Origin of the sequence: Paractinoplanes pyxinae, assembly GCF_026626335.1 — a bacterium.
Lineage (GTDB): Bacteria > Actinomycetota > Actinomycetes > Mycobacteriales > Micromonosporaceae > Actinoplanes > Actinoplanes pyxinae.
This window is the reverse complement of sequence record NZ_JAPNTZ010000025.1, coordinates 23,262-41,156: the sequence shown is the minus strand read 5'-3', so window position 1 is coordinate 41,156 and position 17,895 is coordinate 23,262. Positions and strand designations below refer to the sequence as shown.

The window sequence follows — 17,895 nt, the reverse complement described above, 5'->3', positions numbered from 1 at the left end:
GACACCTTCGCCGGTCCGGCCGTCGTTACAGTCGAACGGTGGGCGACAACGAGCTGGGCAGCTTCCTGCGCGCGCGGCGGGCCGAGGTCACGCCGGCCGAGGTCGGGCTGCCCCCGGGTCAGCGGCGGCGGACGCCGGGTCTGCGCCGGGCCGAGGTGGCGATGCTGGCCGGCGTCAGCGTGGAATACCTGATCCGCCTCGAACAGGGCCGCGACCGGCACCCGTCACCCCAGGTGCTGGCCGCCCTGGCCGGTCCGCTGCGGCTCACCGCGTCCGAGCGCGCCCACCTGCAGCGGCTGACCAAGATGTCCGGCGCGAGCTGCGTGGGTCTGGCCCAAGAGCCCGTACGCACGGTCCGTCCCGGTCTGCGGGCGGTGCTCGACCAGATGGAGCCGGCCGCCGCGATGCTGGTCAACCAGGTGGGGGACGTGCTCGCGTACACGACCGGGTTCCGTCGCCTGGCCGGGCCGATCGGGCTGCTCGACGGCGACCGCCCCAACCTCAACCGGTACGTCTTCGCCGACCAGCGCGCCCGTGAGGCCTACCCGGACTGGTCGCACGTGGCCGACGAGCAGGTCGCCGCGCTCAAGGACGGCCCGCCCCGGCCCAACTTCGCCCACGAGCTGATCGCCCTGTCCGGTCACGAGTTCGCCGAACGGCTCGACCGGGTGCCCGGCCTGCCCCGGGCGCACGGCGTGCTGCGGCTGCACCATCCCGAGGCCGGCTCGTTGCGGCTGGCGTACGAGATCTTGTCGGTGCCCGGCGACACCGGTCTGCGGCTGGTGGTGCAGCTGCCGGCCGACGAGGCCACCGCCGAGGCCCTGCGCGCCATCTCACCCCTGCGGCTGGTCGCCAACCGGGCAGGCGGCGGCCCGGTCGAGCAGCAGGGTGCGTTCCCGCTCGTTGCGGGTCAGTGAGGCGGCCCGCTCGAACTCGGCCCGCGCCTCGGCCGGCCGGCCCAGCCGGGCCAGGAAGTCCCCGCGGACGGTCGGCAGCAGGTGGTAGTCCCGCAGCGCCGGGACGGCCATCAGCTGGTCAAGCAGTTCCAGTCCGGCTCCGGGCCCGTACGCCATGGACAGCGCCACCGCCCGGTTGAGCTCGACCACCGGCGACGGCGAGGTGGCGGCCAGCTGCTCGTAGAGCGCGGCCATGCGCGGCCAGTCGGTGTCCTCGAAGCGCCCGGCCCGGGCATGAACGGCGGCGATGGCGGCTTGCAGCACGTACGGTCCGGGCTTTTCCGTCTGGGCCTCGGCCCTTTCCAGCGCGGCCAGCCCGCGGCGGATCAGCAGGTGGTCCCAGCGGGCGCGGTTCTGGTCGGCCAGCAGGATCGGCACGCCACCCGGGCCGGTGCGGGCGGCCGCCCGGGAAGCCTGGATCTCCATCAGCGCGACCAGGCCGTGCACCTCGGGCTCGCGGGGCGCCAGCCGGGCCAGGACCCGGCCCAGCCGCAGGGCTTCCTCGCACAGCGCCGGCCGCATCCAGTCGTCGCCGGCGGTGGCCGAGTAGCCCTCGTTGAAGATCAGGTAGACGACCTCGAGGACCGACGAGAGCCGGGCCGCCAGCTCGTCGCCCTGCGGCACCTCGAACGGCACCTTCGCGTTGGCCAGGGCCTTCTTCGCTCGTACGATCCGCTGGGCCACGGTCGGCTCGGGCACCAGGAAGGCCCGGGCGATCTCGTCAGTGGTCAGGCCGCCGAGCAGCCGCAGGGTCAGCGCGGCCCGGGCCTCGGTGGACAGCACCGGATGGCAAGCCACGAACATCAGCCGCAGCCGGTCGTCGCCGATGCCGTCGTCCTCGGCCACCAGGCCGGCGACGTCCGGGGTGGACTCCTCCAGGTCGCGCCCGAGCTCCTCGAGCTTGCGCCGGAACGTCTCGTCGCGCCGGATCCGGTCGACGGCCCGGCGCTTGGCCGTGGTCATCAGCCAGGCGCCGGGATTGCGCGGCACCCCCTCGGCCGGCCACTGCTCCAGGGCCGCGACCAGCGCGTCCTGGGCCAGTTCCTCGGCCACGCCGACGTCGCGGACGAGCCGCCCCAGCCCCGCCACGAGCCGGGGCGCCTCGATCCGCCAGACCGCCTCGATCGCGCGGTGGGTGTCGCTCGTCACGCCATCAGTTGTACCGGGTCTCCTGGTCGCGCTGCTCCACGGCCGCCCGCTGCGCGTCGGTCATCGTCTCGGCGAAGTCCTCGGCCTGGATGACCCGCCGGATCTCGATGTTGCCCTCGTCCTGCCCCGGCATCCGCTTGAACCACTCGACGCACTCCTCGAGCGACTTCGTCTCGACCAGGAAGAAGCCGCCGATCAGCTCCTTGGTCTCGGCGAACGGCCCGTCGACCACGGTCTTCTTCTCGCCGTCGGAGTAGATGCGGGCGCCCTGGCTGCTCGGGTGCAGCCCGTCCGCGGCGAGCAGCACGCCCGCGTCCATCAGCTCCTGGATGAACTTGCCCATCGTGTCGAACACCTCGGTGGGCGGCGGCGTGCCGGCTTCACTCGCCGCCGTCGCCTTGGTGATCACCATGAACCGCATTGCCGTCTCCTTGTGTCAGCGTGCTTTCTCACCAACGCGTCGAACGAGGACCCACCCACTCGACACCCTGCCCGAACTTTTTACAGCGCCGCGCTTCGCCACCGTGCGATCTCGCTTTGATGCGACCCGGTGGCCGTAGCCGGGACCAAGCCGCCCCCGTCCGCCATCAGCTGCAACGGCCAGGCCGGGATGCCGCTCCGCTCGTCGTAGGCGTGCCAGTCCCACGGCCCGTCGAACCGCCACGCGCGCCCGTCGCGGTCGACGACATCGTCACCGAGGCGCAGAAAGGAGTACGGCCGAAACACGAGATCGAACGCCATGGGGATGTCGTCGTCGGGATTGATGCCGTTCCCCTGCTCGATGGCGTCGGGGTCGACCGGCACACCCCGGGGCAGCACCACGATCTCGCGGTGGGGACGCGGCAGGCGCCCCGTCTCGAGCGGCGGATCGAAGCTCTGCACCTCGATCACGTGCACGACCGTGGGCGGAATGCCGACTCGGCACGGCATCCCGGCCCGCAGCAGCTCGGCAGACGGTTCGGTACGGAACAGCTCGTCCGCCCAGCCGTAAGTGCCCGGCCCACGCGCGACGGCGACGTCCCCGTTCCACTCGATCCACTCGGTATCCGGATCGCGCCGCCACCACGGCCAGCGAATCGACACATCAGAGGAGGAGACGCCTGTCACCTGTGCATCGGTGAACGGGCACGAGATCCGCAGCACGTCCCCGACCCGGAACTCGTCGTTCAGCACGACGTGAAGATTTATCACACGGAGGCGCCGCCGATGAACGCCAGCGCCCGTGCCCGAACTGTCTCAGGGGCAATCCGGGGTCACCCGAGGGGTCTAAGTTTCACCGATGGATCGCGACGAGGTCATGGTGCGGCCGGCGGTGGTGGCTGATGTCGCCTCGCTCGTCGACCTGCGGGTGGCCAATGCCGAGGCCCATCTGCTTCTGGATCCGGAGGTCTATCGGATTCCCGAGAGGATCGCGGTGGCGCGTCACTTCCGTGCCGTGCTGGCCGCGGAGCCGGCGGGACATGCGCTGCTGGTGGCGCAGATTGTGGATCGCTTGGTGGGGATGGTCGAGGTTGTGCGGAATCCGCAGCCGCCGGACCATCAGATCCTGCGCCCGGACGCCTCGGCTCAGGTTCACACGGTGGTGGCGCAAGAGGCGCGCGATCGAGGGGTTGGTTCGGCGCTGCTCGGAGCGGCCGAGCAATGGGCAGCCGCGCACGGCATTGGCCGGCTGTCGGCCGGGATTCACCATCGCAACGTCGGCGCTGTGCGGTTCTACGAGCGGCACGGCTACGCCGGCTCGGGCCGCTCCCTGACCAGACAGTTATGAAAGGGCGCTGCCGATCGAACGGCAGCGCCCTTTCACTTCAGGACTGTGTCAGCGACCGGCGCGGCGGCCGCCGACCCGGGTGCCCGCGGAGAAGGCGGCGGCGCCGCCGCTGCGGGACTGGGTGCTGTGGACCGGGGTCGAGCCCGAGCGGGGCTGGTTGGACCGGGGCTGGCCCGATCCGCCGCGGCGGCGGGCGCCGCCGGTCTTCTGCTCGGGGACGGCGCCCTCGGCGGGGCGGGCCGGGCCACGGCCGCGACCGCCGCGGCGGGGAGCGCCGGTGCGCGGGGCGCCGTTGCCGCCGGCTGCGGCCGGAGCCGGGGCGGCGGCCGGGGGAGCGACGAACGTGCGCTCGCCCGGGGCCAGCTCGGCCAGCAGCGGGTCGCCGGGGCGGGTGCGGCTGGTCTTCGGGCGGACGCCGGCCTTGCGGGTCAGGTCGCGCACCTCGGCCTGCTGGTCGTCGGTCATGAGCGTGATCACCGTGCCCGCGGCGCCGGCCCGGGCCGTGCGGCCGGAGCGGTGCAGGTAGGCCTTGTGCTCGACCGGCGGGTCGGCGTGGATGACCAGGCCGACGTCGTCGACGTGGATGCCGCGGGCGGCGATGTCGGTCGCCACCAGCGTGCCGGCCGTGCCGTCGCTGAACGCGGCCATGTTGCGGTTGCGGGCGTTCTGGGCCAGGTTGCCGTGCAGTTCGACGGCGGGCACCCCGGCCTGCACCAGCTGCCGGGTCAGCACCTTGGCTCGCCGCTTGGTGCGGGTGAAGACGACCGAGCGGCCGGGCGCCGACAGCAGGTCGACCAGCACCGGGAAGCGGTCGTCGCCGCGCACGTGCAGCACGTGGTGCGCCATCTCGACCGGGGCCTCGGTGGCCGAGTCGACCGAGTGCGTCACCGGCTTGTGCAGGAACCGCTTGACCAGTACGTCGACCCCGTTGTCGAGGGTGGCCGAGAACAGCATGCGCTGGCCTTGGCGCGGGGTCTGCTCCATCAGCCGGCGGACGACCGGCAGGAAGCCGAGGTCGGCCATGTGGTCGGCCTCGTCGAGCACGGTGATCTCGACCGCGTCCAGCGAGGCGTGGCCGTTGCGCAGGTGGTCGTCGAGCCGGCCGGGGCAGGCCACGAGCACGTCGACGCCGGCCTTCAGACCCTTGATCTGCGGGTTGGCCCCGACGCCGCCGAACACGGTGAGGGTGCGCAGGCCGAGCTTGGCCGCCAGCGGCGCCAGCGTGGCGTCGATCTGGGTGGCCAGCTCGCGGGTGGGGGCCAGGATCAGCGCGCGCGGGCGGCCCGGGCGGCGCGGGGACTTCGAGGCGGCCAGCCGGGCCAGCACGGGCAGGGCGAACGCGTACGTCTTGCCGGAGCCGGTGCGGCCCCGGCCGAGCACATCCTTGCCGGCCAGCGAGTCGGGCAGCGTGGCGGCCTGGATGGGGAACGGGGTGGTGATGCCGAGTTCGGCGAGGGCCGTGGTGAGCACGGCGGGCACGCCGAAATCGGTGAAGGTGGACATGTTGCGGGAACTCCCAAGTATCGAGGGGTCGTCCTGCCCGGCGCAGACTTTGTTCTCAGTCGCGGCGCGTGGTGGTCGAACCGAAGGACCGCGCTGATGACGGCGGTCCGGCAGGCGGCCCGAGGCAAGACTGGGCGGGCCGCGTGATCAAGCATACCCGCATCTCGTACAGCGAAGCGAAGCAACTGTTCTGCACCTGAAAGGGACCCATTTCGCACTTTATCGGGATCACCTTTCTCCTCAGCGCCGGAATCCCCCCTCCGGCCGGCACATGAGGAGACCCCCCACATGAGCGTTGCTGAGGATCGCCGTCGGGAGGACGTCGTCCAGGCTCACATGCCGCTCGTCGGCCACCTGGTCCGCGAGATGCTGGCCCGCGTCCCGGCCCACGTCAACCGGGACGACCTGCTCTCCGCCGGGTACGCCGCGCTGGTCCACGCGGCCCGGGGCTACGACGACGAGCGCGGCGTGCCCTTCGCCCGCTTCGCCGCGGCCCGGGTGCGCGGCGCACTGCTCGACGAGCTGCGCGGACTCGACTGGGCCAGCCGTTCGGTGCGCCAGCGGGCCCGCCGCACCGACACCGCCCGGCAGGAGCTGATCGCCGAGCTGGGCCGGATGCCGACGATCCGTGAGGTCGCCGACCGGCTCGGCTGCTCGGTCGAGGACATCGAGCACGCCGACGACGACGTACAAAGGGCAGTGGTTTTCAGCCTTCAGGGTTTCGCCACGGCGGGCGCCGACGACATGGTGACCGAGCCCAGCGCCGGCCCGGAGGAGATGCTGATCCGGCGCGAGCGGATCGGCTATCTGCGGGACGCGATCGACGCCCTGCCCGAGCGACTGCGGGCCGTGGTGCAGGGCTACTTCTTCGAGGAGCGGCCGATGGCCCGCATCGCCGAGGAGCTGGGGGTCACCGAGTCGCGTGTCTCACAGTTGCGGGCCGAGGCGCTGAAGCTGCTGCGGGACGGCCTGAACACGCACCTCGACCCCGCCCTGGCGGCCCAGAACCTGGTCAAGGACGGCTGTGTGGCTCGCCGCCGGACGGCCTACTACGACCAGATCGGCAGCAAAGGCACCCTGCGTACGCGTCTCGCCCTCACCGGACCGGACGGCCTCATCGTCGCCGCCTGACTCACCAACACAGAGGTGCCCGCCGCGGTTCGCGGCGGGCACCGTTGCTGTCAACTGTCACTGGTTGGCGCAGGTGCCGGCCTTCTTCTGGGCCGCGATGGCCTTGGCCGCACCCTGCTTGTAGAGGGCCAGACCCTCCTTGGCCGGCTCCAGCTTCCAGGCGTCGCCCTCGTACACCATCGTGTACGACTGCGCGGCCACCAGCTGCTTGGCGATCACCACCGCCCGGTCCGTGCCCTCCATGCGGGCGCTGGTGAGCTGGATCGCCAGGCCCTTGCGGGAGCAGGCCTGGTTGAGCTTGACGTAGTCGGCCTTGGTGATCGCGGCCTTGCCCGCGGCCGTGTACATGTCCCAGGCGCCGGCGAAGTCGCCCCCGGCGAAGCGGTCGAAGACGGTCTGTGCGGCCGACTTGGCGGCTTCGACGTTCTTGGGCTCGGGGCCGCCCGCGGCCGCCTGGGCGGCTTCGCCGGCCGGGGCCTCGTCGTCACCGGTGCACGCCGAGGAGAAGGCGAGGGCGGAGACAGCGATGAGGGACAGGGCGGCGGCGCGTCGGATCGGGTGGTTGTGGGTCATGACCGGGTTAATGGGGATCGGCCGTCGTGCGTAACGGCTCGCCGGAAAACTTGACCGATTGACGACACTTCACCGGCGAGCCGTAACCTCGGTTACACGACTGGGAGTACGCCGATCGATGCGCTAATCTGAGCGTTTCCGCGCAACAAAAAAGACGACCCATAAAGGTCGCCAGGGCCCGAATTTTAACACAAAGGGGAGTGGCTTTGTCAAGCTCCGCCGCGGTGACGCGAGACGACGACCTCCGTGCCGAACAGGCGTACCTCACCACCCTCTACAACCGGCTGGACAACCTGCGTAAGCAGGCCGACGAGCGCCTTCGCGGAATTCTGCTCGAGGCCGGTGGCACCCCGCAGGGCCGTGCGCAACGTGAGGCGACTCGCAGTCATTACGCCGAGCAACTCGCGCAGATGAATGCGGTCGAGAACGGTCTTTGTTTCGGCCGGCTCGATTTCGCCGCCGACCAGCCGCGCTACATCGGACGGCTCGGTCTCTCGGCCGAGGAACACGATCGTGATCCGCTTCTGGTCGACTGGCGCGCCCCGGCCGCCCGCGCCTTCTATCTGGCCACCGCGGTGTCGCCCGACGGGGTGACCCGGCGGCGTCATCTGCGCACCAAGGGGCGGGTGCTGACCGCCATCGACGACGAGGTGCTCGACATCGAGTCCGGGGCGGCCGGCCGCGAGGACGTGACCGGCGAGGCGGCCCTGCTGTCGGCGCTGACCGCGAACCGCACGGGCCGGATGCGCGACATCGTCGAGACCATCCAGGCCGAGCAGGACGAGGTCATCCGGGCCGGCCTGAACGGCGTCATGGTGGTGCAGGGCGGTCCCGGCACCGGCAAGACCGCGGTCGCGCTGCATCGCGCGGCCTACCTGCTCTACACATACCGCGGTCAGCTCACCAAGCAGGGCGTGCTGATCCTCGGTCCCAACCCGACCTTCCTGCGCTACATCTCGCAGGTGCTGCCGTCGCTGGCCGAGACGGGGGTCCTGCTGGCGACCCTCGGCGACATGTTTCCCGGCGTACGGGCGAGGGCCGTCGAGCCGGCCGCGGCGGCCGCGTTGAAGGGCCGCACCGTGATGCTCGACGTGCTGGCGCGGGCGGTCGCCGATTGGCAGACCGTGCCCGCCGACTACGTCGAGGTCGACCACGACGGCTACCCGCTGCGCATCGAGCGGGCCGTGCTCGAGGACGCGCGAGCCGCCGCCCGCCGGCCCGGCCGCCCGCACAACGTGGCCCGGTCGATCTTCGTCACCGAGGCCATCCACGCGCTGTCGCTGCAGATCGCCGAGCGGATCGGGGCCGACCCGCTGGGCGGCGAGAACCTGCTCTCCGAGGCCGACCTGGCCGAGACCCGCCGCGAGCTGCGCGAGGACATCGACGTCCAGCGGGTGCTGTTCGACTTCTGGCCGGTGCTGACCCCGCGCCGGGTGCTCCGCGAGCTGCTCAGCGACCCCGACCGGCTCGAGTCGGCCGGCGGTGAGCTGACCGCGGCCGAGCGGGCCCTGCTGCTGCGCGAGCACGACGCCCGCTGGACGCCGGCCGACGTGCCGCTGCTCGACGAGCTGGCCGAGCTGCTGGGTGTCGACGACACGCTGCGGGCCCGGCAGGTCGCGCAGGAGAGGCGCGAGGCCATCGAGTACGCCGAGGGTGTGCTCGAGATCGTCGAGGGCTCCCGCTCGCTCGACTTCGAGGATCAGGAGGAAGAGATCCTGTCCGCGATCGACGTGGTCGACGCGAGCGCCTTCGTCGAGCGGCACGAGGTGCTGGACACGCGCACCGCCGCCGAACGGGCGGCCGCCGACCGTACGTGGGTGTTCGGGCACGTGATCGTCGACGAGGCCCAAGAGCTCTCGCCGATGGCGTGGCGCCTGCTCATGCGCCGCTGCCCGAGCCGCTCGATGACGGTGGTGGGCGACGTCGCACAGACCTCCGAGCTGGCCGGCACCACCACGTGGGAGCAGGTCTTCGAGCCGTTCGTGGCCCAGCGCTGGAACCTGGTCGAGCTGACCGTCAACTACCGGACGCCGGCCGAGGTGATGGCGGTGGCGGCCGACGTGCTGGCCGCGGTCGACCCCGGACTGGAACCGCCCCGCTCGGTGCGCTCGGCCGGTGTCGAGCCGTGGGCGCTGCGCGTTCCTGCGGTGTCCCTGCCGTCCGAGGTCATTGCGGCCGTACGGCTGGAAGCGGCCGAAGCCGGGGAAGGGCGCGTCGGTGTGATCGTTCCCGAGGCGCGCGAGGCCGCGTTGGGCGCCGCGCTGGTCGAAGCGGTGCCCGGCGCGGCCGTGGGGGAGCAGCCCGACCTGCTCAACCAGGTCGTCCTGATGACCGTGCGGCAGGCCAAGGGCCTCGAGTTCGACGCGGTGATCGTGGTCGAGCCGGACGAGATCATCGCCGAGAGCCCGCGCGGCCTGTCCGACCTGTACGTGGCGGTCACGCGGGCCACCCGGCGGCTCGGCGTGCTGCACACGGCCGATCTGCCGAAGGTGCTCAGCGCTCTGGCCTGACAAAAGGGGCCCGGCATGTGCCGGGCCCCGCATCGTCAGGCTGCCGCGACCGGCACGCCGCGGCTGAACGCGGTGTGACCGTGCGCGTTGGTCATGGCCAGCCGGCTGTGCACCGACGTGCTCTCGGCGATGCTGTTGTAGTAGCTGGCGCGGCGGCGGGCGACGATGCTGTCCGGGTTGTCGGGAACCGGCGCCAGCTCCGGGCTCAGGTGGGTGTTCAGGCCGTCCTTGAGCAGCGACAGCGCCTCGGCGCGCAGCTGCGACACCCGCGACTCGGTGACGCCCAGGTCGGCCGCGATGTCGGCCATCGGACGCTCGTGCAGGAAGTACTCGGTGATGACGACCTGCAGGCGCTCCGGCAGCGAGCCGATCGCGTGGTGCAGGTAGCCGATCTGCTCACGGCGGATCAGCATGTCCTCCGGGCCCGGGGTCTTCTCGGTCACCAGGTCGTCGGCCGAGCTGGTGGTGAAGCCCTGCAGCGACAGCACGGTCGCGCGCTGCACGTCGGTGTCGGTCTGCTTGAGGTCGGTGGTCGTGGTGCCCATGGCCTGGGCCAGCTCGTCGGCGGTGGGCGTGCGGCCCAGCGTGGTGGTCAGCGCCTGCCGGGTGGTGTCGGTGGCGCGGGCCTTGGTGCGCACCGAGCGGGTGGCCCAGTCGAGGGCGCGCAGCTCGTCCAGGATGGCGCCGCGGATGCGGGTGCTGGCGAAGCGGTGGAACGGGATGCCGCGCTCCGGGTCCCAGCCGCGGGCCGCGGTGACCAGGGCGTGCAGGCCGGCGCTGGTCAGGTCGTCGCGGTGGATGTGGTTGGGGATGCGGCTGAGCATGTCGCGCACCAGGTGGCCGACGAGCGGCATGTGGGTGCGGATGATCTCTTCCTGCTCGGCCGGCGAGAGCACCGTCGTGGCGGCGGTGTCGGCAGCGATGTCGGCAGCGGTCGTCGCGGTGCTGGTCATGTGTTTTCCCCCCGTGGCTCTCCGGCGTACACAGGGAAGTTCGGGAGGGGGCGGGTCCCGATGGAGTCGCATTGGGGTGCGCGAAGGTTGTTAACGGCGACCGATCTGGCGCGCGACCGGCCCGCGATCGCCCCGCTGATGAGGAGGCAGTCGGTTTTTCGCCGTCGCGGGGTTTGCGACGGCGGAAAATCGCCTGCCTCCTCATCAGCCCCGAAGGGGCGATCGCCGCGGAGCGGAGCGACGCCATAGGAGCTGTGGGTTGGTTGAGAACTCGGGGCTGTGTCTTTTCGGCGTTGCTTGGGGCTGGCACCTTGGGCGCATGGGTCTGACCGACAGCGAATGGGTGATCAACCTGATCGCGGGGCTGGCGATTGCCGTGGGCGTCGTCGGGGTCGTGGTGCCGGTCGTCCCCGGCCTGCTGCTCAGCTGGGGCGGCGTGCTGCTGTGGGCCGCCATGGGCGAGGGCAGCGACGCCGTGCGCTGGCTGACCTTCGGCGTCGCCACCGCCGTGGCCCTGCTCGGCGCGCTGACCAAATACCTGCTGCCGGGCCGCCGCCTGAAGAACGCCGGAGTCCCCAACTCGGCCCTGCTGGCCGGCGGCCTGCTCGGCGTGATCGGCTTCTTCGTGATCCCGGTGATCGGCCTGCCGCTGGGCTTCGTCCTCGGCATCTACCTGGTCGAACGCATGCGCCTGGGCGCCGGCCGGGCTTGGCCCTCGACGAAGAACGCCCTCGGCGCGGCGGGGATGGCCCTGCTGATCGAGTTCACCGCGGCCCTGGCCGTGGCCGTCATCTGGGTCTTCGGCCTGCTCTGGTCGGGCTGGCAGCTGCCCTGACGCCTAGCGGCGCCCCGGGCGCCGGCGGCGGCGCTGGGTCAGCAGGAGCAGGAGTGGCGTCACGGCCAGCACCAGGGCGACCGTGGCGGCGGCGGCGAACGACATCGGCTGGGACGAGTCGTCGCGCTTGGCCTGGGTCACGGCGGCCTTGGGGGCCGCCTTGTCCGGCTTGGGGATGGGTGACGGCGTGGGGGCCAGGTCGTCGGGGGAGACGAGCTTGCCGACCGACTCGTCCTTGGGCAGGGAGAAGCCCCAGTCGAGCAGGGACGCGCCCTGTTGCCAGCCGCGCTGCGGGCGGGCCTCGGCGCCGAGCAGGGTGACCACCAGTCGGCGGCCGTTGCGTTGGGCGGCGCCCACGTAGCTGTGCCGGGCCACCGTCGTGAAGCCCGTCTTGCCGCCCAGCGCGCCCGGGTAGTTGAAGATCAGCTTGTTCTCGTTCTGGAACTGGAACCCGCCCTTCTTCAGCTTGGGCTGGGCGGGCATCTGCGCCCTCTCGGTCAGCACGTAGCGCCGGAAGTCGGCGTTGGCGAAGCAGACCCGGGCGATCAGAGCCAGGTCGTACGCGCTGGTGAACTGCCCGGGGCCGTCCAGGCCGGACGGGGTGACGGCGTGCGTCTGGTACGCGCCGAGCCGCCGGGCGTTGGCGTTCATGGCGGCCACCGTCTTGGCCACGCCGTCGGCGCCCCCGCCGCCGGCCAGCCGGGCCAGCGCGTTGGCGGCGTCGTTGCCCGAGTTGAGCATGAGGCCCAGCCACAGCGTCGAGATCTGGTACTGCCCGCCGACGACCAGGCCGACGGCTGAGCTGCCGGCCTCGATGTTCAGGTCGCCCGGGACCACGGTCATCCGCTGCTTCGGATCGAGCTTGTCGATCACGGTGGCGGCCAGCAGGGTCTTCTGGACGCTGGCCGGGGTCTGGAAGACGTGCGGGCCGCAGCCGCCCAGCACCTCGCCGGTGTCCAGGTCGGCCACCATCCAGGTGGTGGCCGTGACGGCCGGCGGCGGCTTGGCCCCGGCCGGGACGACCAGCCCGTGGGTGGCGAGCGCGTCGCCGCCGATCGCGCTGCCCACCGGGTCGTCCGGCGGCGGCACCGGCCGCGGCGGCCGGTTGGGCGGCGGCGCCACCTTCGGCTTGGGACAAGGCACGACGGCCGCGGCCGAGGCGGAGGCGGCCTGGGCCGAGGCGGCGGCCTGGGCGGGGACGGCGAGCGGGACGGTGAGCGCGGCCACACCGAGCGCGGCCAGACAGCGGCGGATCAAGGCCAGGAGACCCCCGCCTCGAGCCGCTGATCGAGCAGCTGCCGCAGCGGCACCGTCTCGCCGTCACCGCCGCCGGCGCCGACGATCAGCCGGGGCGTGCTCGGGTTCAGCTCGGCCCCGGTGAACCGGGCCCGCAACGACGCCGGGACGGTCAGCACGTAATACTCCCCGTCCTCGCCCACGGCGACCGAACGGTTGGACTTGAGATACCAGCCTCGCACATGAGTCCGATACGTGGCCCGGCCGTCGAAGGTTCGAGCCATCAGGACACCGGGGGTCAAACCGCGCTCGCCGGCCCGGCGGACGAAGTCGTCGATCAGGGCCGACGCCTCGCGGGCCTCGGCGGCCCGGCCGGCCTCGAGCGCGGCCGCGTGACCGGCGATGGCCTGGCGTCGCTGTTCCTGCCAGTCGGCGTCGCGGTCCATGTCAGCGACACTAGGTGATGCCCGGCCGCCCGGCCAAGCCGAGCTTTCCGCGCTGATTACGGTGAATGCCGTGCCGCGTTTCGATAAGGGGTGCGGAAGAATCCGAATATGCCCGGGCCTATTGCGCGCGAAGGCGGTCACGAGCAACACTGGGCGCGGTTGGTCGGATGGACTCGGGAGTCGTCATGGCGCGCCAGGTAATCACCACTCTGATCGACGATCTGGACGGAAAGAAGGCCGATCGCACGGTCGAGTTCAGTCTGGACGGTATTAACTACCAGATCGACCTTTCCGAGGCCAATGCAGGGAAGCTGCGTAAGGCCCTGGACCCGTACATCAACGCGGGCACCCGGCTCGGCCGTGCGGCGGCCCGGGTCTCACCGCGGCGGGCGGGCGCCCCGGCCGGTCGCACGGCCGGCTCGCGCGACGAGAATCGGCAGATCCGCGAGTGGGCCGTGGCCAACGGACATCAGATTTCCGAGCGCGGCCGCATTCCACAGAGCGTGACGCAGGCATACCGCGCGGCGAACGGTCACTGAGCCAACGCCTGCGCCGAATTGCGTCCGCGGCGGTAAAAGGCCGGGCACGGTTTGTTGTGCGGAAAGTAAGCGGAGCCCTCAGGCCGTACGGAGGGCTTCGTTCTCGCTCTCGCCCGCGGCCGCCTCGGCAAAAGCGCGCAACGAGTGCACCAGTTCCTGCCGGTCGCCGGCCGACATGCGGTCGAGCACGTCGGCCAGTGCCTTGCGCCGCCGCTCGCGCAACTGGTCGAGCAGTTTGCGGGCCGAGGCGGTGAGCAGCAGGCGCACCTCGCGGCGGTCGCGCGGATCGGGCACCCGGCGCAGCAGCCCGGTGGCCTCGAGCCGGTCGCACAGCCGGCTGGCCGACGACGGCACCACCTCGAGCGCCTCGGCCAGGCGGCTCATGTTGGTGTGCTGATTCTGCGCGACGATCGCCAGCACGCGCAGCTGCGCCGGCGGCACGCTCGGGTTCTGCGCCTGGTCGGCCGCGTCGAGCACGGACACCAGGGCGTCGACCGTCGACTCGACGGCGGCGGCGACGTCGGTGACCCGATCCATGGCGGCTGTTCCCTGTCGTTCGGACGTGCTGGGCTGCGCAGTGCCCCTACCCGTCCGCGCCGGAAATCATGCCGTCCGGCGCAGCCAATCGAGGCAGACGATCACCGCGTCGTCGGCCGGTTCGGCGCCGGCGTGGTAGTCCCGCAATGCGCGGATCACCGTACCCACCGCCTCCGTCGGCGGTTGCAGCCGCGTCCGGCGCAGTGCGTTGAGCAGGCCCGCTTCCCCGTACGGAGGTCGGCCACCGGGTGTTGCGGCGTGCACGCCGTCGCTCACCACCAGCAGCCGGTCGCCCGGCTCGAGCTGGAACTTCTGAATCTCGTAACGACTGTCGCCGAACATCCCGAGCGGCAACTGTTGTTCCAAACTGACACCGCGGATATCGCCCTCGTGCGCGATCAACGCTCTCGGCGAGCCGGCGTCGACCGCCTCGACGGCGCCGCCGGTGAGGTCGACCTCGAGCAGCAGCGTGGCCACGTGCGACTGGCCGGCGTAGCGCGAGTAGATGGCGTCGGAGGCCAGCTCGGCCTGCTCGACGATGTTGGCCCCGGAGCGGCGCGCGTTGCGCATGGCGTTGACGGCCACGGTGGTCAGCAGGGCGGCCTCGATGCCGTCGCCGTCGCCGTTGAGCACGGTGATGGTGAGCCGGTCGTCGGTGACCGACCAGTCGTAGTGGTCGCCGTACATCGCGTACGCGGGATCGAGCTGACCGGCCAGGCGGAACCGCTCGCCGCCCAGGGAACGGCCGGGCAGCAGCTCCCACTGCAGCTCGGCGGCCATGGTGAGGCGCTGCCGGCGGGCCACCTGGCGGTACCGGTCGGTGTCCTTGTCGGCGGCGCGCATGGCCAGCGCCAGCTCGTCGGCCACCGTGACGAACTCGGCCAGCGCGTCCTGGCCCGGATCGGCGGTGAGCTGCAGGCGCAGGACGCCCAGGCGGTCGCCCCAGGTGGTCAGCGGCAGCAGCAGCTTGCCCGAGCCGTTGTCGCTGACCGGCTGCTGGCTGCCGAAGCACCGCTGCTCGAGCGGGCCGCCGGCGGGCGACTCGGGGTCGATCACGGGCCACAGGGCGCTCATGGTCAGATCGCTGAGCAGCATCTCCACCGCGTCGACCGGGTACCAGGTGCGCAGGTGGTGGGCCACGACCTCGGGAAGACGGTCGGGCGGCGCCGCGCGCAGGAACGAGCCGACGGAAGCCGGACGGACGGACACTCGATCTCCTCTCCACGATGAGGCGTACGGCAATAGTTGCCGGAGAGCAAGGATGATATGCGGTGCGCCCGCGACACCTGCACGTGGTGCCTAGGCGAACGACTTCTCGAAATGGATCAAGCTGCCGCTCCTCGGCACGGAGTGCATGCGGACGTTCTCGCCCAGCGCCTTGATCAGTTCCAGCCCGCGCCCGCTCTCACTGGCCGTTCCGGCCGGGCCGACCTGGTCCGGGTCGAAGCCGGGGCCGTTGTCGCGCACATCGATCGAGCAGCGGTTCTCGGCGACGTCCAGGCAGACCTCGAACATCTCGGCCCCGGTGGCGTGGCGCACGACGTTGGAGCACGCCTCGGTGATGGCGATCTCGAGGTCGTCCTGGGCCTCGTGGTCGACCCGGAGGACGGCGAGAGTGGAGCGCAGCAGCCGGCGGACGGTGGGCACGCTGCCCGCTTCGCGCGGCAGATCCAGCCGGACTGTCATGTGCATGGTCTTGTGGTTCCCGCTCCGCACAGGCGTTAATCGTGGCTTCGGACGCGCCGCCTCATCCGATGATCGCGGAAAAACGTGTTATCGAGGGGCGGGTTGGGCGTCTCCCTTCCCGTGGCCGGCCGGCCATCGGCAGAGACGTCCCTTCGGAAGGTTGGACAATGGCGGAACAACCCGACATCACGGTCGTGATCGCGGCTCGCGCCGGCGACCCCGTGGCGGTCGACCGGCTCGTCGCCGGCTACCTGCCGCTGGTCTACACGATCGTGGGACGGGCGCTCGAGGGTCACGCCGACGTGGACGACGTCGTGCAGGACGTGATGCTGCGCGTGCTGCGCAACCTGGGCGATCTGCGCGACCCCGAGGCGTTCCGGTCGTGGCTGGTGGCGATCACCGTACGGCAGGTGCGCGAGCGCTTCCGGGCCCGCCGCGGGGCCCCCGAGGCGCTGGTGCACGAGGACGTCCGCGACCCCGGGGCCGACTTCACCGACCTGGCCATCACCCGGCTCGAGCTCAGCGGTCAGCGCCGCGAGACGGCCGAGGCGACCCGCTGGCTCGACGAGGACAACCGTGAACTGCTGTCGCTGTGGTGGCTGGAGGCGTCGGGCGAGCTCACCCGGGACGAGATCGTCGAGGCGACCGAGGTCACCCGCCAGCACGCCGCGGTCCGCATCCAGCGCATGAAGGGCCAGCTCGAGACGGCCCGGGTCGTCGTGCGGTCGCTCGTGGCCACCCCGCCCTGCCCCGATCTGCAGGTTCTCACCGCCGAGTGGGACGGGCGGCCCAGCCCGCTGTGGCGCAAGCGGATCGCCCGGCACACCCGCGAATGCCGCTACTGCTCGCCGGCCTGGAACGGGTTGGTCGCGGCCGAGCGCCTGCTGGCCGGCATGGCCCTCGTCCCGCTGCCCGCCGGGCTGCTCGGCAAGGGCGCGCTGGCCTCCCTCGGAGCGTCCGGCGGCGGACTCGCGGGCGCCGGGGCCGGAGGCGGCGGGCTCACGGGCGGCAGCGTCGGCGCCGCGAAGGCCGGCACGGCGATCAGCGCCAAGCACGTCGCGGCCAAGGTCGGCTTCAGCCTCTCGCGCAAGGTGCTGACCGCTGCCCTCTCGACCACCGCGGTGGCCGGCGGGGCCGCGGCCGTTGTGGTGACTCAGAAGGCCGATCCGCCGCCGGTAACCACCGCGGCTGTGGTCGCGCCGAAGACGACACCCCCCACCCGTACGCCGAAAGCGGCCCCGACCAGCGCCAAGCCCAGCCCATCGAAGACGGCGGCGCCGAAGCCCAAGCCCACCACCCCGAAGGCGCCGCCGGTGGTGATCACGGCCAAGGCGAGCAAGAAGAAGGGTGTCGGCGTCTGGGAGTTCGCCCCGGCCAAGGCGGCCCTCGACGACGTCGGCGCCGGCTGGTACTACAACTGGTCGTCGAACAACCGCAGCATGCCCGGCCCGGCCGACGTCGAATTCGTGCCGATGATCTGGGGCCAGAAGAACGTCACCGACGCCACCCTGGCCGAGGCCAAGAAGGAGGGCGACGTCCTGCTCGGCTTCAACGAGCCGGACATGGGCGGCCAGGCCAACATGACCGTCGAGGCCGCCCTCGATGCCTGGCCCAAGCTGCAGGCCAACGGTCAGCGGCTGGGCAGCCCGGCCGTCGCGTTCGGCGGCGACACCAAGGGCGGCTGGCTCGACCGGTTCATGACCGGCGCCGAGCAGAAGGGCTACCGCGTCGACTTCATCACCCTGCACTGGTACGGCTCCGACTTCTCGGCCGCGGCCGTCGACCAGTTCCTGGGCTACGTCGACGCCGTGCACAGGCGCTACAACAAGCCGATCTGGGTCACCGAGTACGGCTTGATGAACTTCAGCGGTACGCCCAAATACCCGGCCCAGGCCCAGCTGGTGACCTTCATCAACGGCACCACCCAGGGCATGAAGAAGCGCTCGTACGTCGAGCGGTACGCCTGGTTCGGTCTGCCCGCCGTCGGCGACAGCGTCGACTTCGGCCTCTACAAGGACGGCGACAGCCCGACCGAGGCCGGGAAGGCGTACCGGGCTGCGGGCTAAGGTCAAG

Annotated in this window: 18 protein-coding genes; 7 read left to right on the top strand and 11 right to left on the bottom strand. The window is 71.7% G+C overall.

The genetic code is table 11. From position 1 onward, the window contains the following. Positions 1-38 precede the first annotated feature (38 nt). Positions 39-917 (top strand): helix-turn-helix domain-containing protein, encoded by an 879-nt coding sequence (locus OWR29_RS45520; protein ID WP_267569919.1) that lies wholly within the window; start codon positions 39-41, stop codon positions 915-917. Here OWR29_RS45520 and OWR29_RS45515 read toward each other — a convergent pair. The 3 genes from OWR29_RS45515 to OWR29_RS45505 all read right to left on the bottom strand — a co-directional run bounded on the left by OWR29_RS45515 (position 834) and on the right by OWR29_RS45505 (position 3,278). Continuing rightward, positions 834-2,105, bottom strand: coding sequence for an RNA polymerase sigma factor (locus OWR29_RS45515; protein WP_267569918.1), 1,272 nt, complete (start codon positions 2,103-2,105; stop codon positions 834-836). The two genes, OWR29_RS45520 and OWR29_RS45515, sit on opposite strands and share 84 nt — an antisense overlap. A gap of 4 nt (positions 2,106-2,109) precedes the next feature. After that, a complete protein-coding gene (locus tag OWR29_RS45510; RefSeq protein ID WP_267569917.1) occupies positions 2,110-2,526 on the bottom strand; it encodes a YciI family protein in 417 nt (138 codons plus the stop codon). 80 nt (positions 2,527-2,606) lie between these two features. Continuing rightward, positions 2,607-3,278 carry a hypothetical protein gene (locus OWR29_RS45505; protein WP_267569916.1) on the bottom strand — a complete coding sequence of 224 codons (672 nt, stop codon included), beginning with the start codon at positions 3,276-3,278 and terminating at the stop codon, positions 2,607-2,609. A 106-nt stretch (positions 3,279-3,384) separates the two neighbouring features. On the opposite strand from OWR29_RS45505, the gene OWR29_RS45500 reads away from it, so the two are divergent. Further along, entirely contained in the window at positions 3,385-3,873 is a 489-nt protein-coding gene (locus OWR29_RS45500; RefSeq protein WP_267569915.1) for a GNAT family N-acetyltransferase, read from the top strand. Between the two features lie 48 nt (positions 3,874-3,921). Here OWR29_RS45500 and OWR29_RS45495 read toward each other — a convergent pair whose 3' ends face one another. Continuing rightward, entirely contained in the window at positions 3,922-5,376 is a 1,455-nt protein-coding gene (locus OWR29_RS45495) for a DEAD/DEAH box helicase (protein WP_267569914.1), read from the bottom strand. A 288-nt stretch (positions 5,377-5,664) separates the two neighbouring features. On the opposite strand from OWR29_RS45495, the gene OWR29_RS45490 reads away from it, so the two are divergent. Beyond that, positions 5,665-6,507: a sigma-70 family RNA polymerase sigma factor gene (locus tag OWR29_RS45490; protein WP_267569913.1), complete on the top strand. Its 843-nt coding sequence runs from the start codon at positions 5,665-5,667 to the stop codon at positions 6,505-6,507. 57 nt (positions 6,508-6,564) lie between these two features. Here OWR29_RS45490 and OWR29_RS45485 read toward each other — a convergent pair whose 3' ends face one another. Beyond that, positions 6,565-7,080, bottom strand: a complete 516-nt coding sequence (locus tag OWR29_RS45485) for a hypothetical protein (RefSeq protein WP_267569912.1) — start codon at positions 7,078-7,080, stop codon at positions 6,565-6,567. 224 nt (positions 7,081-7,304) lie between these two features. On the opposite strand from OWR29_RS45485, the gene OWR29_RS45480 reads away from it, so the two are divergent. Further along, complete coding sequence (locus tag OWR29_RS45480; protein WP_267569910.1) at positions 7,305-9,590, top strand: HelD family protein; 2,286 nt, start codon at positions 7,305-7,307, stop codon at positions 9,588-9,590. A gap of 35 nt (positions 9,591-9,625) precedes the next feature. Here the strand turns inward: OWR29_RS45480 and OWR29_RS45475 are convergent, their stop codons facing one another. Next, positions 9,626-10,543 carry a sigma-70 family RNA polymerase sigma factor gene (locus tag OWR29_RS45475; protein WP_267569909.1) on the bottom strand — a complete coding sequence of 306 codons (918 nt, stop codon included), beginning with the start codon at positions 10,541-10,543 and terminating at the stop codon, positions 9,626-9,628. Between the two features lie 319 nt (positions 10,544-10,862). On the opposite strand from OWR29_RS45475, the gene OWR29_RS45470 reads away from it, so the two are divergent. Then, a complete protein-coding gene (locus tag OWR29_RS45470) occupies positions 10,863-11,378 on the top strand; it encodes a DUF456 domain-containing protein (RefSeq protein WP_267569908.1) in 516 nt (171 codons plus the stop codon). A 3-nt stretch (positions 11,379-11,381) separates the two neighbouring features. Here OWR29_RS45470 and OWR29_RS45465 read toward each other — a convergent pair whose 3' ends face one another. Beyond that, entirely contained in the window at positions 11,382-12,632 is a 1,251-nt protein-coding gene (locus OWR29_RS45465; protein WP_267570008.1) for a D-alanyl-D-alanine carboxypeptidase family protein, read from the bottom strand. Further along, positions 12,632-13,060, bottom strand: coding sequence for a hypothetical protein (locus OWR29_RS45460; RefSeq protein ID WP_267569907.1), 429 nt, complete (start codon positions 13,058-13,060; stop codon positions 12,632-12,634). The genes OWR29_RS45465 and OWR29_RS45460 overlap by 1 nt, the downstream gene beginning before the upstream one ends. A 185-nt stretch (positions 13,061-13,245) precedes the next feature. Between OWR29_RS45460 and OWR29_RS45455 the strand changes: the two genes are divergently transcribed. Continuing rightward, a complete protein-coding gene (locus OWR29_RS45455; protein WP_267569906.1) occupies positions 13,246-13,599 on the top strand; it encodes a histone-like nucleoid-structuring protein Lsr2 in 354 nt (117 codons plus the stop codon). 78 nt (positions 13,600-13,677) lie between these two features. Here the strand turns inward: OWR29_RS45455 and OWR29_RS45450 are convergent, their stop codons facing one another. The 3 genes from OWR29_RS45450 to OWR29_RS45440 form a co-directional block, all read right to left on the bottom strand. Then, positions 13,678-14,136 (bottom strand): MarR family winged helix-turn-helix transcriptional regulator, encoded by a 459-nt coding sequence (locus OWR29_RS45450; RefSeq protein ID WP_267569905.1) that lies wholly within the window; start codon positions 14,134-14,136, stop codon positions 13,678-13,680. 66 nt (positions 14,137-14,202) lie between these two features. Further along, entirely contained in the window at positions 14,203-15,345 is a 1,143-nt protein-coding gene (locus tag OWR29_RS45445) for a PP2C family protein-serine/threonine phosphatase (protein WP_267569904.1), read from the bottom strand. A gap of 90 nt (positions 15,346-15,435) precedes the next feature. After that, a complete protein-coding gene (locus OWR29_RS45440; RefSeq protein ID WP_267569903.1) occupies positions 15,436-15,822 on the bottom strand; it encodes an ATP-binding protein in 387 nt (128 codons plus the stop codon). Between the two features lie 167 nt (positions 15,823-15,989). On the opposite strand from OWR29_RS45440, the gene OWR29_RS45435 reads away from it, so the two are divergent. Continuing rightward, positions 15,990-17,888 (top strand): sigma-70 family RNA polymerase sigma factor, encoded by a 1,899-nt coding sequence (locus OWR29_RS45435; protein WP_267569902.1) that lies wholly within the window; start codon positions 15,990-15,992, stop codon positions 17,886-17,888. Positions 17,889-17,895 lie beyond the last annotated feature (7 nt).

Coding starts and splice junctions, on each gene's coding strand:
- OWR29_RS45510 (WP_267569917.1), bottom strand. CDS start 2,526: ATGCGGTTCATGGTGATCACCAAGGCGACGGCGGCGAGTGAAGCCGGC.
- OWR29_RS45500 (WP_267569915.1), top strand. CDS start 3,385: ATGGATCGCGACGAGGTCATGGTGCGGCCGGCGGTGGTGGCTGATGTC.
- OWR29_RS45495 (WP_267569914.1), bottom strand. CDS start 5,376: ATGTCCACCTTCACCGATTTCGGCGTGCCCGCCGTGCTCACCACGGCC.
- OWR29_RS45490 (WP_267569913.1), top strand. CDS start 5,665: ATGAGCGTTGCTGAGGATCGCCGTCGGGAGGACGTCGTCCAGGCTCAC.
- OWR29_RS45485 (WP_267569912.1), bottom strand. CDS start 7,080: ATGACCCACAACCACCCGATCCGACGCGCCGCCGCCCTGTCCCTCATC.
- OWR29_RS45475 (WP_267569909.1), bottom strand. CDS start 10,543: ATGACCAGCACCGCGACGACCGCTGCCGACATCGCTGCCGACACCGCC.
- OWR29_RS45470 (WP_267569908.1), top strand. CDS start 10,863: ATGGGTCTGACCGACAGCGAATGGGTGATCAACCTGATCGCGGGGCTG.
- OWR29_RS45460 (WP_267569907.1), bottom strand. CDS start 13,060: ATGGACCGCGACGCCGACTGGCAGGAACAGCGACGCCAGGCCATCGCC.
- OWR29_RS45455 (WP_267569906.1), top strand. CDS start 13,246: ATGGCGCGCCAGGTAATCACCACTCTGATCGACGATCTGGACGGAAAG.
- OWR29_RS45450 (WP_267569905.1), bottom strand. CDS start 14,136: ATGGATCGGGTCACCGACGTCGCCGCCGCCGTCGAGTCGACGGTCGAC.
- OWR29_RS45440 (WP_267569903.1), bottom strand. CDS start 15,822: ATGACAGTCCGGCTGGATCTGCCGCGCGAAGCGGGCAGCGTGCCCACC.
- OWR29_RS45435 (WP_267569902.1), top strand. CDS start 15,990: ATGGCGGAACAACCCGACATCACGGTCGTGATCGCGGCTCGCGCCGGC.